Origin of the sequence: Segatella oris, from assembly GCF_900637655.1 — a bacterium.
In the GTDB taxonomy this organism is placed as follows: domain Bacteria; phylum Bacteroidota; class Bacteroidia; order Bacteroidales; family Bacteroidaceae; genus Prevotella; species Prevotella oris.
The window spans coordinates 1309842-1327855 of the sequence record NZ_LR134384.1 but is presented as its reverse complement, the minus strand read 5'-3'; the positions used below and the strand labels follow the sequence as shown (position 1 = coordinate 1327855).

Here is an 18014-nt window from a genome sequence, read left to right as displayed (position 1 = left end):
ATGTCAGAATTAAAGAACGTACAGCCATTGGCAGACTTCAATTGGGACGAGTTTGAGAATGGTTCAAGCGCAAACGTCAGCAAGCAAGACCTTGAAAAGGCTTATGACGAAACCCTGAACAAGATTCAGGAGCATCAGGTTGTAGAGGGTACTGTTATCTCTCTCGACAAGAAAGAAGTGGTTGTTAACATCGGTTACAAGAGCGATGGTATCATTCCTGCTTCTGAATTCCGTTACAATCCAGATTTGAAGGTCGGTGACAAGGTTGAGGTTTACGTAGAAAACCAGGAAGACAAGAAAGGCCAGTTGGTTCTTTCTCACCGCAAGGCCCGTCTGAACAAGAGCTGGGACAAGGTTAACGAAGCGCTCGAGAATGAGGAAATCATTCAGGGTTACATCAAGTGTCGCACTAAAGGTGGTATGATTGTTGATGTATTCGGTATTGAGGCATTCCTCCCAGGCAGCCAGATTGACGTTCATCCTATACGCGACTACGATGTATTCGTAGGCAAAACCATGGAGTTCAAGGTTGTAAAAATCAATCAGGAATTCCGCAATGTTGTCGTTTCTCATAAGGCTTTGATTGAAGCTGAGTTGGAAGCACAGAAGAAAGAGATTATCTCTCACCTTGAGAAAGGACAGGTACTCGAGGGTACAGTCAAGAACATCACTTCTTATGGTGTATTCGTTGACCTCGGTGGTGTTGACGGACTCATTCATATTACAGACCTCTCTTGGGGCCGCGTAAGCGATCCACACGAGGTTGTTGCACTCGATCAGAAGATTAATGTCGTTATTCTTGACTTCGATGAAGATAAGAAGCGCATTGCTCTCGGCTTGAAGCAGCTCACTCCTCACCCATGGGATGCACTCAGCCCAGACCTGAAGGTAGGTGACCATGTAAAGGGTAAAGTTGTCGTTATTGCAGATTATGGTGCTTTCGTTGAAATCCAGCCAGGTGTTGAAGGTCTTATCCATGTAAGCGAAATGTCATGGAGTCAGCACTTGCGTTCAGCACAGGAGTTCATGCATGTAGGCGACGAAGTGGAAGCAGTCATTCTGACTCTCGACCGCGACGAACGCAAGATGAGCCTCGGCATCAAGCAGCTCAAGGAAGATCCATGGGAGGCTATCGAAAGCAAATATCCTGTTGGTAGCAAGCATACGGCAAAGGTTCGCAACTTCACTAACTTCGGTATCTTCGTTGAACTTGAAGAAGGTGTTGATGGTTTAATCCACATCAGCGATCTCTCTTGGACCAAGAAAGTAAAGCATCCATCTGAATTCACGACTGTTGGTGCTGAAATCGACGTTGTAGTTCTTGACATTGACAAAGAGAACCGCCGTCTGAGTCTCGGCCACAAGCAGCTTGAAGATAATCCTTGGGACACCTATGAAACACTCTACACTCCAGGTTCTGTTCATGAAGGTAAGATTACTCAGATGATGGATAAGGGTGCTGTTATCACCTTGAACGAAGGTGGTGAAGGCTTTGCTACACCTAAGCACCTTGTAAAAGAAGATGGTTCACAGGCTCAGCTTGGTGAGGAACTCCCATTCAAGGTGATTGAGTTCGTGAAAGAAACCAAGCGCATCATCCTCTCTCACAGCCGTACATTTGAAGAGGGTAAGGACGATGTTGTCGCAGCTAAGCCGGCTCGTAAGCACACAGCTCACAAGTCTGACGCTGCTGCCCAGATTAACAATGTAGCTGCAGGTACCTCTCTTGGCGACCTCAACGTACTTGCTGATCTGAAAGCTAAGATGGAAAAAGGCGAATAATTCATGCCTTAACCAATAATAACAAGAGCCTGCTTTGAAAAAAGCGGGCTCTTTTTTTGCACTTACAAATATTTTTCTTACCTTTGCAGTGAAATCAATACAGTTGTGTTTCCGTTCGAGAAACACACTTCTATTCAATCAATATTTTTCATATACTTAGTATGTATAGCAAGGACGAATTATTATCTAAGGACGTCACCGAGCTGGCTAAGATTGCCTCCGAGTTAGGTGTCACCTTTAACCAAAAAGATAGTCAAGAAGATATCATTTACGCTATTCTGGATAAACAGGCCATAGAAGAAGGTAACAGAAATCCATTAAGCGCCAAAAGAAAACGCACAAGAATTGTGAAAAAGGATACCGATCGTGTCTATACTGTAAAAGGTAAAGAGGGCGAGAACCTCGATACAAAGAAAAGCAAGTCAGCAACTGCTGAACAGAAATCGCTTTTTAAGGACGAAGAGCCTACCTCGGAAGAAGTTCCCAACCCTGAAGAACTTCTGGCTGCTATGCCGAAACATCGTGGCAGAAAGTCGAAGAAAGAACTTGAATTAATTGCAGCAGCCGAGGCTGCACGTGCAAAAGAAGCCGCTACAGAAAGTACGGAAGCTACGGCAGAAACACCCAAACAGCCCACAGAAGAGGCAGAAACAACCAATCAACAGGAAGAAATCGTTCCCGAAGCTGCCTTTTCTACAAATTCTCCAGCTGTGGAAGATACAGAAAAGAACAATCTCCTCGAACAGCTTCAGGCCAAGATGAATGACCATAACAAGGACACTGAAGAAGCTAAGGTTCCTATCAATGGTGTATGGGAAGGCGATCCCGCTGACGGCACAGACTTCATCACGGTCGTTGATCTACCTATCGAAGATCAAGGAGTCGTTCCAAATTTCGACATGTTTGATAATCCGACAACAGGAGTAATGCCTCAACAAGGAGGCTATCAGCACTCTGTTCCTGCACAGCAGAATGTAGAACGTTTCGATTTTTCAGACCTCATCACAGCCAACGGAGTTCTCGAAGCAATGCCAGATGGCTATGGTTTCCTTCGTTCGAGTGATTATAACTATCTTTCTTCGCCCGACGATATCTATGTTGCCACGAATATCATCAAGAAATATGGACTCAAAACGGGTGATGTCATTCAATGTCATGTGCGTCCTCCTCACGATGGTGAGAAGTATTTTCCACTGACAACAATAGACAAAATCAATGGCCGTCAGCCAACAGAAGTGCGCGATCGCATTCCATTTGAACATCTGACACCACTCTTTCCTGAAGAGAAGTTCACGCTTTGTGGTGATCATGCCACCACAAACCTATCGACTCGCATCGTCGACCTCTTCTCTCCTATCGGTAAAGGACAGCGTGCCCTCATCGTAGCACAGCCTAAAACAGGTAAGACAATCTTGATGAAAGACATAGCAAATGCCATTGCCGCTAATCATCCCGAGGCCTATCTGATGATGCTACTCATTGATGAACGTCCGGAAGAAGTTACCGATATGGCTCGTACTGTCAATGCAGAAGTCATAGCGTCAACTTTTGATGAACCGGCCGAACGCCATGTAAAGATAGCCGGCATCGTACTTGAGAAGGCAAAACGCATGGTTGAATGTGGACATGATGTTGTCATCTTCCTTGATTCTATCACACGCTTGGCCCGCGCTTACAATACCGTAAGTCCTGCCAGTGGCAAGGTTCTGACGGGTGGTGTCGATGCCAACGCACTGCAAAAACCCAAGCGTTTCTTCGGTGCGGCCCGCAATATTGAGGGCGGTGGTTCATTGACGATCATTGCAACTGCACTTATTGATACAGGCAGCAAAATGGATGAAGTGATTTTCGAAGAGTTCAAAGGCACTGGTAATATGGAGCTTCAACTCGACCGTTCGCTCAGCAACAAGCGTATATTCCCTGCTGTTAACCTTGTGGCTTCAAGCACACGCCGTGATGATTTGCTCCAGGATAAGACAACACTCGACCGCATGTGGATTCTCCGCAAATATATCAGCGACATGAATCCAATAGAGGCAATGAACTCTATTCACGACCGAATGGCGCACACACGCGATAATGAAGAGTTCCTGCTATCAATGAATTCATAAGATACTTATTGCAGATTGAGAGAAAAGAGGCGCTAAGGTAATACTTTTTCCCTTAGCGCCTTTTCCTTTATCAACAGCTAAAATCATGCTAAGTTATCAAGACCTTTTGCCCTATAGACTCTGATTTCTGCAAATGATGAAATGCTTTAAAACAAGAAACTAAGCATGAAAGGGGAAATACGAAGCTACGCCCATTTCATGAATATACTCCTTTCAGAAAGACAAACAGGCATGTCAATAAATCTAAATACAGCTGATCTCTGCTCACATCTCCGGGAGAAACTATTCGAAGAAAATGGCACTTACCATGCCATTTGGATTGCCATGCAGAATGATACAGGATTGACGGCCGTGGTGCGTTCGCGCCAATTGCACATCTACCGCAACGGTAAGAAAATATTAGTACTTGCAGGAAAGGCGGCTCCTAAAATCATCAGAGAAGACCATCTCTGCAGACTTGTTCCCAAAGAATTACAGAAATGAGACTCACCTATATCTTCCACAGCGGTTTTGTCATTGAGACCCAAAGCTGCATTCTCATCTTCGATTACTGGTTAGATCCTACAGGTGTAATTCCCAAGACCCTTTCTACCCAAAAGCCTGTCTACGTGTTTGCAAGCCATTTCCACGAAGATCACTTCACCAAAGAAATCTTGGAATGGCGGCATGAATATCCTTCAATCACCTTTACCTATATTCTCTCCAAGGATATTCTGAGGCACAGAAGGACCGAAAAGACAAGTGCTGACGTATGGTTGGCAAAGGGAGGAATATGGAACGACGAGCATATTAAAGTGTATGCCACCGGCAGTAACGACAGTGGAGTCTCATGGGTTGTAGAGGTTTCTGACAGGAAAATCTTCCATGCGGGCGACCTTAATAACTGGTATGCCCGTTTCCTTAATGACAATTATGAGAGTGGAACCATTGTCTCTGAGGAATTCGGACTGATTAATCCATGCCAAGATGAGAAACGTTTCCTCGGTGAGTTAAAAGATATTCGAAAGATTACAGACGCTTTTGATATTGTAATGTTTCCCGTTGATGCACGCATTGGCAATGGATATACACGTGGTGCCAGACAGTTCATTGACCGTTTCAATGTTGGCATCTTCGTCCCCATGCACTTTGTCGCCAGCGGATTTGAGAGTGCTTGGCGCATGAAAGAATTTACCGATGAGAAAGGAATAGTCTTTTGGTCCATAGCACATGAAGGGGAAACTATAGATATACGATAAACAAAGGAAACTTGAAACTCTCTATTAAACTACATTTATCAATCGTCATTTGCAAACAATGAAAAGCGATACCTACAACATGCAAAGTTCCCTTTTCTATATAAATATCTGCTGTTCAGCACGTACATCATGACCCTTTTTGTAAAAATTGTTGGTTGAAACTCAACTTTTCAAGACACTACCAAATAGAAGAAAAGAAGCGAAAATATAAGGTGTATTCTTCAACTCTAACAACTTCATCACGCAATTCAATTCAGAATGCGTTGTAATTTGATGCAAAACACACCGCCGTTTGAGTCAAAACACGTGATAACTTGACGCAGATTGCATGGTGATTCAATAGAGATTACACCGCATTCTCATGTGGACTTATTCCACATTTTGACTTAATATATAATAACTTCCTGATAATCAACAATTTGCAAAATATCAAAACACAGTGCTTATTTGAAGTGAGATTGTTTCTCATTTGAAATACTCACGTATAGTGAAAGAGAATATAATCATTTTTTATAAGCAGCAAAATTCAGATTGTTCTGAACGACATTATTATTCATGATGAATAATAATAGCCATCCCACGTTTATGGAATGGCTATTATTGTTATTCTCTTTTATACAACTATTGAGCTGAGGCTTCCCTTATTCTGTTTTTATAGAGACTCATAATATTATGCTATCACCGACAATTGGGAACTAATATTGAAGTTCAGGAATATACTCCACACGATAAGGCAGATGCGAAAGCGACAGAATACGATAGATATGTGCCTGTCGGCTACAATCTGTGAAGACGATTAAATTCTTCACACTCATTCCAAATAAAAGCATATCGGAGCTGATTTGCTGCACATTTCCACGGTTGGGAGTGCTGTATTGACGAGGAAGTTCACAGTTCAACAACAGTCGAGTCTGCCGTGTTGCCATATCTACCTGATAACGTAATGCCCGCGAACCATGTACATTATTGCGTCCATTGTCTAAAACCAACACATCATCTGGTGCAGCAGGATTAGCACAGTGCATGCCGTCAGCCCATCCTTCGGCAGGGAGTGCAATAGTACCCACCTTACCAACTCGATAGATTACCTGCCCCGTTGTGGGGTTTATCTTCCACAATTCACTCCGACGGTTAAAGGTCATGTAATAATTCCCCTCTTTATCGTAGTTGATAGAGTTAGCATGCAGCCAATCTTCTCTGGTTTGCATGATTTGCAAATCTGTCTTTGGATCAAGTGTCCCGAAACAGTCCCACTGCTTTACAACCTGCCCTTTCAAATCAATGACGACGTAACCATCGCCTGTTACAGTCTCACAGTCGGAACCACCCTGCGCCCGTAAGTCGAATTTGCGGTCGACAGTTGTCACTAAGACTGCGCTTCCATCAGGTAGAGGGCGACATTCATGATGTGCTTTCCGTCCTTCCATCTCGGGTAATGTTGCAAGCTCCTTCTCAACGATAGTATTTCCCCACAGATCAATCACTTTGAAAACACGCCCGGTATAGGCCTCGTTGAAATCGTTCTGTACGGGTTTAGTAATCATATAAAGCCTATGAGTACGCGGTTCGAAATTTGCCACCAATACACCTTCCTTAATAGATTCGTACCACACAGGAACTCCCTTGGCATTGAGCAAATAAATATAGCCAGGCGATTTACGCATGTAAACTAACAGATAGCCGGGCAACTCGCGAGGCATGTCGTCGGTTAATAACGTTGCATGAGCAATATCATCCGGTGCAGCCTGCGTTGTAAATGTACGCACAGCAGACTGTTTCCCGTCGGCACAAACCAATCGACAAGCATACTGCGTGTGAGGTTTCAGCAAAACAAGCGTACGTTTCACAAATCCATTTCCAACTACAGGCAGTGTCTTTTGTATGGTCTTTGGGACGTCTTTTTCCCAATACTCGATATGATAAGTCGTCGCAGTCTTCATGTTAACTTCGACATCAGCGCGCAAAGTATTTTGGGGATTCAATTGCACACTAAATGTTTCTAAGGAAGTATTATCGCCGCTATTTCGGTCTTCTCCCTGGCAAGCAGAGAGAAGACATATAGCAGTTAGCATCCATAATAGGATTTTTTTCATAATGTAACTTAATAAGCCGTGTATTCAATATAGTCAAACTTAGCGGCATACTTTGCTGTCAGTGGATTTCCAGGCATCCATCCACGATTGGATTCTGCAGATGCTATCAACAGGAACTTCACTAAGTCCGCACCATAATTAGCAGGAAGTGTTTGAATTACTTCATCGTCAATAGCATATACGATTACATATTTTCCACCCACTTTCTTCAATTCTATACTCAATTTGTAGTCGGTATCAGGCTTCAATACCTTTATACAACGATCCAAAGCAGGGATTTCAGAATAGATACGCAGTAATAAATCACCAGCTTGGGCACCCAAACGGGTTCGTTCTGTATCTGGGCCATACCAGCCAACAATAGTCAGTGTGTGTGGACCTTTAGCTTCATTAGCAGTATATAGCGTTCCACCAGCCATGAACTTCTCGGCTCCAGCCAATTTGGGGAAGCGCAATCGCCACACATACTTACCGAAACCTACGGGCGCAGAGTATTCTATCTTCGATGTAATGCAGTAACTATCGTTCGAAAGTACCAAGTGACCGTCGCTTACACCATAATAGCCCACACCGTCAGCACCTACATTTGTCCACACATTCCAACCTACAGGCATACTGTCAAAAGTCCACCTCTTCACCTCTCCTTCATCGGGTTCGGGTGCCGGATCTATAGGTTCAACAGGCTTTTCGGGAGTAACTGCAGCAGCAGAATAACTGTAAGGAACATAGGAAACATAGTCCCACAATCCATAATTAGTTTGATAGGGCCATGTATCGCCTATAAACTTCAAGTTTTCTGTACTACAAAAGATGTAGAAAGGAACCTCTTCACCATACGATAATTGCTGAATTGCATAAGAATGTCCATCGATAAGCCAAGTCGCAAAATACTTATTGCCTACCAATTTCAAATCAATCTGAAATTCATGCCAAGCATTTTTCTTTATACCAACCTTTTGTTGCAACCATGGATTATCCTGACTTGTGATATAAGCAACCACCTCATCAGAGGCAAGTCCGAGTGCCGTTCGCTCGGCAGCCGTGCCTGATCCCACTTCGAAATCAAGCTCGTGCTTGTCGTCATGCCATAACCATGAGCCGATACTTGTGCGCTCTACTTCGCCCAAGTCGGATATATAAGTGCGCCAAGTATAAAGTCCAGAACCATATTGCTGCACGGTACGTACTTTCTTTCGCTGCTGCGTATTGGCAGCAGTGTATATCTTGAGCGCCTTTCCGTCTTTACATCCTGCGTTATTCTCAATCGATGCATGATTAACCTGGTCGCTACCTTGATTGGCAACCACCCAATCTTTCATGGTATCGAAATTCCAAAGTGTCTGCTTTTCCTTCACCAACTCGCCAACTTCGGGAGCCGTTACATGGCTGACAGGATTCTCTGTGAAACGACTATCTTTGCCTTCACTGCTACATGCGGCAAGCAATAACATCACAGACATCAAAAAGATGTTAGTTTTATAATTCATCATATGCTTTAATCTTTACAACATTAACACTTATTCTTCTTTAAAATTGCGATTGTTCTGCAAATCAGGATACTTGCTGCTGTATACCTTAGGAATAGGATAATAGCGCCGTTTATCGAAACGTTTAAGTGGCGTTGTTGAGAACTTGGGATAGATAGACCACTCTGCACTCAATGCTCCTGAAGCCAATCCCATATTATGTTCTTTGGTTTCAATCTTGGCTTTGATTGCATCCATATAAGTATCCATTCTATCTTTCCATAGCCCCATTCGAATTAAATCAATACGCCGACATCCTTCATTATTGAATTCTAACAAGCGTTCGTCGCAAAGTACCGACCGAAAATCAGCCTGAGTAGCAAAGTCAGCCAAACTATAATTATGGGCAGTATTACCGAAGGCACGTTCACGAATACGATTCAACAAATCGACAGAAGCCTGATTAAGCCCATTTAATTCGTTCAAAATTTCGGCTTTGCATAACAAAACATCAGCATAACGTAAAAGAATCAAGTTATTGGGCGTATTATAATTATAGGTTCCAGCTTTCTCATAAAAATATTTATTGGTATAAGCCTGTCCCAATTCCACGACAATAGGACTACTATTCTCATTGTTGAGGGTTCCCACTTGTGTACGAGTTGGCACTTTATACTTTTTGTTAGCATTATACACATCTGTATATTCACCTACCAAGAGCTTGGAAAAGCGCTCATCGGACATGTCGTATTTCCAATACAATTCTAAAGGAATGCTAAAAATATCCCACCCATAGTTATAGCTCCATGGTGTGAAATACAAAGCAATGTCCGAGCTTCCCGAAGGAACTCGCTCACTGGAACGCACCGCAAAAATTATCTCATTGTTGTACAAACTCTTTTCAGAAGTAGGATCAAAAACATCCCAGATTTTGGGTTGAAGTGCATACCGACCAGTTGCAATGACACGATTAGCATAATTTAGTGCTAATTGCCAGCTTGCAGTTGCATCTTTCCCCAGTTCGCGCAGATAGCCTGCCTTACGCATATATAATCGCATCAGATAGCCATAAGCAGCCCCCGAAGTAGGTCTTCCACCTTCACCACCTACATTTTTCTTATCCCATATGTCGGGTAAACCAGATGCTGCAATCAACAAATCTTGCTCTATCTGTGTATCAAGCTCCTCTACAGAAGCCAGCACTGGCGATGAAACGGCATCATAAAAGCCATTCGTAATCAATGGAACTCGATAGAAAGCGTTGGTAAGTTGATAATAAGCAAATGCCCGCATAAAATGAGCCTCGGCTAGAAGCTCCTTTTTATGTGCGGCAATCTTAAACTTATCCTCTGCCATTGGCGTGATATTGTCGATTGCAGAGTTGGCACACCCTATCATCTGCCAGTTGCCGTTGTAAGCACGGGCAACATCGACGTTCCCTGAAAGATTGTTGTCATTCATGATTTCATAGTCCAATCCTGCCTTATAAGCCGCATCAGTCGATACATCATTGAGATAAAACGTTGCAGGATGCGTACCTTCCTTGAGATAGCGATAAATTCCATTTACACCTTCTTGGGCATTCTGCTCAGTCACATAGGCATTATCTGCATTGTACACTGATGCCAGATCCTCATCTAAATTGCAGGCACACAAGCTGCCCATCATTACAATAGATAAAATAATCCACGCAATCTTATTTTGACAAATAATCTTCATAATCTTATTGTTAGAATGTTACTTTACCACCAAAATTAAATGTTCGGTATGCAGGATATGAATTAAGATCTAATCCTTGTGAAACTGCACTACTGCCATTAGTACTGATGTCGGGATCAAAACCTTTGTACTTGGTTATTGTTACTAAATTTTGGGCACCGACAAATAATCGTACGGTCTTGATAAAGTTAAGCTTCAGCAAACTTCCTTTTAGGGTATAGCCCAACTCGATATTACGTAACTTCAAATAGTTGGCATTCTCTACGAAGCGTGAATTGATATACGATCCGTATTGTACCTCGGCCTTTCGAGTATAACCTTTACGTGGAACTGAGATAGAATGATTTCCCTCTGTTGTATAAGTCTTTCCATTTGCATCGGTCATAATACGTCCACCTTGAGTCCAACGGTCCATTGATTCCTTGATACGATTATTATCTTCAAGATAAATACGCGTTAAGTTAAGCATCTTTGCTCCCAAAGAAGCCTCCCAGAACATAGAGAAATCAAAATCCCTATAAGTTAAAGTGTTCTGTAAACCTAAGATTGTTTTAGGAATGCCTGTACCCAACACCTTACGGTCACGTGCATCAATGACTCCGTCATTATTGAGATCTTTGAACTTTGGATCACCAGCTACAGAATTGGGTTGCGGCTTATAGTGTTCTCCCTGCTGGATAATACCATCGAAAACATACCCATAGATAGCACTCAACGGTTCGTTTTCCTTTAATATGATATATTCTTTTTCTTCATATGAACCATGAGGGCGAATATACTGGAAACGAGCTTGTCCATTGTTGAGTCTCAACACTTTACTACGATTGGTCGAAAGATTAAACATAGAAGTCCATACGAAGTCCTTTGTACTGATGTTGGTAGACTTAACTGAGAATTCGAAACCGCGATTATCAATTTCACCATCATTCAACATCATTGCCGTATATTCGAAACGACGTCCATCTGGATTAGTATAGTTGGGGAAACCACCTGAAGGATGAATAGCATCAGGACTTAAGAGGTCTTTTGTACGCTTGATATAATAATCAAAACTTGCTTCAATTCGTCCGTCAAACATTAACAAGTCTGCGCCAATATTCCACTGTCGAGTTGTTTCCCAACGCAGTTTATGGTTGTAAGGATTAGATGGGTACATACCCTTTTGTGCTTCATTGCCACTAATGTGTACATCACGAACAGAGTACTGATACTGTGAAAGTCCAAATCGAATACCATCATTACCACTGAGTCCGTAACTTGTACGCAATTTAATTTTCGAGAATAGTGGTTTCGTAAATGCCATAAAAGGTTCGTCACCGATATGCCAAGCAAAAGAACCTGCAGGGAAAACACCCCAACGATAATCAGCACCAAAAACCGAAGAACCATCAGAACGCAAAGATGCATTAACTATATACTTGTCAGCAAAGATATATTCAGCACGTCCAAAGAATGAGGCTTTCTTCAATACAGACTCACCAGAACCTATCCAATCCAAATGTTCTGCAGCACCAATGTTGCGATAACGGAACACGTCAGAGGCGAATCCATAGGCTTGCACTTCATCGCCCCACCCCTTTTGATGAATATAGGATGTACCACCAATAAGTTTCAATGAATGCTGTGCACCTAAGTTTGGTGTCCAAGTGAGAACTTCTTCAATTTGGTGTTTTGCATTTTCTTCATGCCCAACAAATGCCTGACCACCATACGATTGTCCTATGGTTGTAGAACGATCGTAATATTTTTGCGTTTTCAAATGATCATAGGCATATGTGTAGCGACCACTAACTGTCAGCGTTGGCAGAATATCTGCTTCTGCAAATATGATAGCATAAACAGTGGTAAAAGTACGATTGAGAGAGGCTCCATTCATTTCATCGAATACACCTGGACGACGAGCTTTCACGCCAAACACATCATACCCCTCCGTATTTTTCCAGGGTTCAAGATTGAATATGCGATACATTATATTCTTATCAGACGAGATAGTTCCCATATCAAGGAACTTCTTTTTTGACTGCGCAAAATTGAGATTCGCTCCTATTCGTATGCGGTCGCTGAGCTTAAAAGACAGATTGGTACGGCCACCGAACCGTTTATAATCCGTATTATAAAGAATGCCCGGCTCTGTAAGATAGTTAGCCGAAGCATAACCTGTAATCCGATCACTACCTCCAGAGACAGACAACTGCTGCAAATTGGTGATTGTGTTACGCGTCGTTTCTTTCACCCAATCGGTACCTTTACCACGAAACTTAGCTTGCTCTGCCGTCCAACGGCTACTGGTCATCGTAGGATCCTGCTCATACAAGCGACGCTCTAACGCTATTGTTTCACCTGCATCCAATAAATCCCATGGATCATACATCAGTTTGGCTGCAGAACTATTAGAATACTCCACATGGATTTGTCCGGCTTTTCCTTTCTTTGTTGTAATAAGAATAACGCCATTAGCTCCTCGTGCACCATAGATTGCTGTCGTAGAGGCATCCTTGAGAATTTCAATTGATTCAATATCATCAACATTAAGTTGCGTCATATTGTCTGTTTGAAAACCATCAATAACATACAAAGGCTCGTTCTCTGCACTAACCGAAGAAGCACCACGTACACGCACCGATACACTACCACCTGGTTCGAGGGAGTTTTGTCTCACCTGTACACCAGAGGCCCTACCTTTAAGAAACTGTGACATATCACTCACCACACCGGCCTGAATATTATCAGGTTTCAACGACATTATTGCACCAGCCAAGTCGCGTTTCTTTGTCACGCCATAGCCGACAACAACCACATCTTCAAGCGCTAATTGGTCGGGGCGCATCACGATATTTAATCGCTCAGCCGTAGAGGATTTCACTACGATCTGTTGTGTTGTCATACCGAGAAACGAAAACTCTAATACTTGATTTACATCCACGGCAATCTTATATTGTCCCTTGCCATCAGTAACAGTACCTTTGCCTGTTCCCTTGATTTTTACAGAAACACCCGTGAGAGGTTCACCGCTTTCCGCCTCACTCACGATTCCGCTAAGATTTTTCTGCTGCGCATAAAGTGAACAACAAAAAAAGATGGAAATGAATAACAGAAGAACTTTTCTCATGTCATAATAAATAAAATAGATTGAATAAATGTTTTTTAGGTTTATAGAAAATGGCTTTTGGTTTTCCGTCACAAAGTTAGAAAAAAGTCTTTCAACCAAAGTCTAAAAACGTCTAAAGTTATTCCGTTTCTGTCTAAAACAACTTATTTCAAGGTTTTATATAGAATAACAACAGAAAGAAGTTCTTCCATTAATCCTCCCGCTCAGAAGTTGAAGAGCTATCATCACCCTTATAATGCTGTTTCCGATAAGCTGTAGGCGTATATCCCGTAGCCGCTTTGAAAGCTGTACTAAAATAGCGAGATGATGCAAAACCTGTTTCAAAAGCAATATCTCCAATAGGTTTATCTGTTTCCTTGAGCATAGATGATGCAATAGTGATACGATAGTTGTTTATAAACTCGTTTACACCTAAGCCTGTCAATTGTTTCATTTTATTATAGAGCGATGCACGACTCATGGCGAGGATATCCACAACTTGAGCTGTATCGAATGCTGCATCGGCATACCCCTCTTTGACAGCTGCTTGAAGTTTGCACATGAACTGTTCGTCAGCATTGCTAATCGTTGTCTGTTGGGGAGAAAGTGTCAGTAGGTTATACTGATATTTCTGTCTGAATAATTCTCTGCGACGTAGCTGCATCTCTATGACCGATAAAAGTAGTTCTATATCGAAAGGCTTAGCTATATAGGCATCTGCACCTAATTTATAACCAATTTTCTGACTCTCAGCATCACTCTTTGCTGTAAGCAACACCACAGGAATATGGCTGATTTCAATATCTTCCTTGATTGTCTGACAAAGTTGATAACCATCCATGATAGGCATCATGACATCGCTCACTACAAGGTCAGGTTGTTGCTGTCGTAACAAGCACAACGCCTCTTTTCCGTCATGAGCACGAAAAACTCGCCTGAAATATGCTTGCAGAGAGGTGTGCAGAAAGCTTAAAAAATCAGTATTATCATCGACCACTAATACCGAGAAAGCCGAAAGATCGAGCATGTGGGATATTGTCTTGCAGACAACCTCACCTTTATTTTCTGCTTGGCTATTGGTTACTTCCGCAGAAACAGCCTGTCTATAAGGCAGACTAAAAAACATGATAGCACCGCCACCAGGATTATCCTCAGCGCCTATCTGTCCACCATGTTGCTCAATAATCTCACGACAATAAGCAAGCCCAATGCCACTGCCCGGCTTCAAGATTCGTCCCCGATAGAATCGTGTAAAGAGCTGTTCCCTATCAAGATGTCCAAAGCCCACACCATGGTCTTCAACCTGTACACGAAGCCAACCTTCATGCAGTGATGTTCGAAGTATCACATTAGTTTCTTCACGACTGAATTTAAGCGCATTCATCAATAAGTTTGATACTACGACCCGAATTTTCGCTCGATCCATTTCAAGCGGCCGCAACGTATCATCCAAATCAAACTCCATAAGAATATGTTTCTCTGCAAACTCCTGCGCAAAATCTTCCACAACTTCTTCCAACAAATGGTTAATGTCAGTAAAAGTAAGTGTAAGAGAACTCGACTGCGAGGTTGTCTTGTCGTATTCCAACACCCAGTTGATAATATTTTTCATATATCCCGCCTGCCTCAACACCTGCTCAAGCTGCTGACGTTGAGGTTCGGAAAACAAAGTATCGCTACCTGTCAATAAGCGCTTGAGTGGGGCATAAATCAATGTCAGTGGTGTACGCAACTCATGACTGACATTGGTAAGAAACTCTATCTTGTCTTCATGGAGTGCCTGTTGATGAAGTGCCATCTTCCATTTCATGCGCTGTTGATTACGCCGAATGGTCCACCCTATTGCTAATGCGCCCATGCCTACCAACACTAAAAATGCCAAGATTAAAAACCATGGACGACGATACCAAGGCGGCAATACGCGAAAGACAACAAGTGATTTCTCTGGAGTCCAGCTCCCATTCTTTGTCATGCAAGCTACAGAAACGGTGTAATCACCTGGAGTCAACGAGGGAATACTGAATTCTGAGCGATAGGACTCGGTGACAGAATTTTGCTGTTCACCCCGTATACGATAGCGAAAGAGCACATGCCGAAAAACATCATTCTCATTAACTGCAATGTGAATGTGCAATGAGTTAAAGTTCTGCGAAATCTCATGTGGAAAAGTTTTTGCCGTATAACGTTTGCCATTGCAGTCCACTGCTTGCAAATAAATCATCATTGCATCGTTTTTTCCCCCCGAAATAGACTTATCAATTTTCACCAGTCCGTTAATACCTCCCATATAGATATAGGGGGAATCACGAAACGTGATGGAATGAGTAAGGATATCATTAGGCAGAAAGCCATCAGTGTCATCCCACATCATACACCGCCCATTAAGGATATCATAGGAGAAAAGCATATTAGAAGAGTTAATCCAAAGGTGGTTTCGATTATCTAATTGCATCGCAGATATACGTCCAAAAAGATTGCCTGCCACTTTACGTATACCCTGCGGATGCGACATCAGTCCCGTATAAAGCCCATCTGAAGTTGCAATCCACAAGCGGTCCGTTGCTTGTTTGCGACACACAGCTGTAATTTGTAAATCGTCTTTCAATGCAGATAACAAGCGAATATTGCCTAAAGTATCAATACGATACAAACAGTTATCCTTTGAAAGCAGCGTAAGGCCATCAGCAAGCATCATTTGGAGTGACAGTCGGGGCTTTGTGCCATGGGCGAACCGCAACCTTGAGAAACGATGGCTATCGGTTTCATAAATATAAACATTGCGCGCCAATATCAAAAGCATATTTTTAGAGATACGATAAGCTGTGGGTACAAAACCCGAGCGGCATTCCTCGATATTCACAGATGCATTGACTATTGGGAAAGGACTATACGTACGGCTCTGCGTGTGATAAACGGACAATCCATGCCCATAACGAGAGACTAATAAATCTACAGCAGACAAATCTGTAATGGAAACTATTTTATCATTATAGGTATTCAAATGATGAGTGAAAACACCTGTAACAGGATTCAATTCATTGATTCCGCCACCATCGGTACCAATCCATAGCTTGCCGTCAGCACCTCTAAATATGCAATTCACCACACGATCACTCAATCCGTTCCCTTTACCTAAAGCACAATCGGTGTAGGTTCGGATATATGTTTCCTTAAATTCAAACAAACCATCACGCACCGTACCCGCCCACAGATTACCATAAGTGTCTTCATAGAGTGTCTTAATGGAATTAACCGGCAGTGAATTACCATCACCGGGAATATGACGGATATTTGTAAATGCACCCGTCCGTTGATCTATGACAGAGATGCCACCACCATCTGTGCCCACCCATAGCCGTCCTTGATGTTTCAAGATGGTCAATACTATATTATTGGTCAACGCACTATTGCCGGTATCATAGTGGTGAAGCAGCCTACCAGATTGACTATAACAAAACAACCCTTGATCATAAAGCGAGAGCCACAATTCATGCCTACTGCTATCCCAATATATTGCATTGAGCACCATTTCGCCTTTGACAATAAGTGGACGGAGCCGAAAATCAGCCAACGAATAAGTGTAGATGCCATTGCTCTCTGTACCCACCAAGATAGTATTACGGTTAATCTGCCTTAGAAAAGTAATCAAATAATCGCCTGTAGGTAAGTCCTTTTTAAGAAAAGGTAACCGAGTAAGCTCGCGAGATTTATAATTCCATCGATAGAGAGCTGAATAGCCACCGAAAAGAACACCGCCACCCACCTCGCAAACAGACTGAATAGGCCGTTCTATTCTAACAGAAAAATCATCTTTGGCAGGCTCGTAACAGTAGAGTCCATGATTGGTAATGGCCCAAAGTTGATGGTCGCGACCTTCGAACAGACGAACAACAGCGCCAGTTTGCGACAACGGATGTTCCACCGAAGGATAGAAATATTTCTTGATACTGCCACGATTAATCTGATTCAATCCTAAAGGAGTGCCCACCCATAAAGTTCCACGGTGGTCCCGAAGTATAGTATTGACCGTGGCATGCGACAGACCATGTTCAATCGAAAAGCGCTTGAAATAATAGTCAGCAGCCTCAGCCTGCACTACTGATAGCCAACAAAGCCAACCAAAGATAATGGTATAAAGTGATCGTAATTTAAAAATCAAGGTTTATGAAAACATTGGTTGAAACGTCTACAAACTTACATAAATTTTTCGACTTATCACAATGGTTAATACAAAAATATAATATCAGCACGAGAAAACAACTATGAATATCAAGAAAGACAAGGAACTAAAAGAGAAAGTCAGCATTATGTCTTTCGCCAATTCATACGCAAAATGCACTAAACAAAAAGAAGTCATAATTCGATTTTGAAGACTTTATTATTCATATCCTTTTGGGATGCGTTGTAATTTGATGCAAAACACACCGCAGTTTGAGTCAAAACACGTGATAACTTGACGCAGATTGCATGGTGATTCAATAGAGATTACACCGCATTCTCATGTGGACTTCCTCTCC

The 18014-nt window shown here is 42.4% G+C and carries 9 protein-coding genes; 4 read left to right on the top strand and 5 right to left on the bottom strand.

Features of this window, described 5'->3' with window-relative positions; all coding sequences use genetic code 11:
- The 4 genes from rpsA (at window position 1) to EL210_RS05355 (ending at window position 5131) form a co-directional block, all read left to right on the top strand.
- Window positions 1-1782, top strand: coding sequence for a 30S ribosomal protein S1 (gene rpsA, locus EL210_RS05370; RefSeq protein ID WP_004374133.1), 1782 nt, complete (start codon window positions 1-3; stop codon window positions 1780-1782).
- A gap of 161 nt (window positions 1783-1943) precedes the next feature.
- Window positions 1944-3893, top strand: a complete 1950-nt coding sequence (gene rho / locus EL210_RS05365) for a transcription termination factor Rho (RefSeq protein WP_004374132.1) — start codon at window positions 1944-1946, stop codon at window positions 3891-3893.
- Between the two features lie 231 nt (window positions 3894-4124).
- The gene (locus tag EL210_RS05360) at window positions 4125-4376 is read left to right on the top strand and encodes a hypothetical protein (protein WP_025879641.1); all 252 of its coding nucleotides are present in this window, start codon (window positions 4125-4127) and stop codon (window positions 4374-4376) included.
- The gene (locus EL210_RS05355; protein ID WP_004374130.1) at window positions 4373-5131 is read left to right on the top strand and encodes an MBL fold metallo-hydrolase; all 759 of its coding nucleotides are present in this window, start codon (window positions 4373-4375) and stop codon (window positions 5129-5131) included. Before EL210_RS05360 ends, EL210_RS05355 begins: the two co-directional genes overlap by 4 nt.
- A 695-nt stretch (window positions 5132-5826) precedes the next feature.
- Here the strand turns inward: EL210_RS05355 and EL210_RS05350 are convergent.
- From EL210_RS05350 to EL210_RS05330, 5 genes are all read right to left on the bottom strand, one after another.
- Window positions 5827-7224 carry an aryl-sulfate sulfotransferase gene (locus EL210_RS05350; protein ID WP_025879640.1) on the bottom strand — a complete coding sequence of 466 codons (1398 nt, stop codon included), beginning with the start codon at window positions 7222-7224 and terminating at the stop codon, window positions 5827-5829.
- 8 nt (window positions 7225-7232) lie between these two features.
- A complete protein-coding gene (locus EL210_RS05345) occupies window positions 7233-8714 on the bottom strand; it encodes a hypothetical protein (protein WP_025879639.1) in 1482 nt (493 codons plus the stop codon).
- A gap of 27 nt (window positions 8715-8741) precedes the next feature.
- Window positions 8742-10409, bottom strand: a complete 1668-nt coding sequence (locus EL210_RS05340; protein WP_025879638.1) for a RagB/SusD family nutrient uptake outer membrane protein — start codon at window positions 10407-10409, stop codon at window positions 8742-8744.
- Between the two features lie 10 nt (window positions 10410-10419).
- Entirely contained in the window at window positions 10420-13518 is a 3099-nt protein-coding gene (locus tag EL210_RS05335; protein WP_018920739.1) for a SusC/RagA family TonB-linked outer membrane protein, read from the bottom strand.
- Between the two features lie 190 nt (window positions 13519-13708).
- The gene (locus EL210_RS05330) at window positions 13709-17656 is read right to left on the bottom strand and encodes a hybrid sensor histidine kinase/response regulator transcription factor (protein WP_036889378.1); all 3948 of its coding nucleotides are present in this window, start codon (window positions 17654-17656) and stop codon (window positions 13709-13711) included.
- Window positions 17657-18014 lie beyond the last annotated feature (358 nt).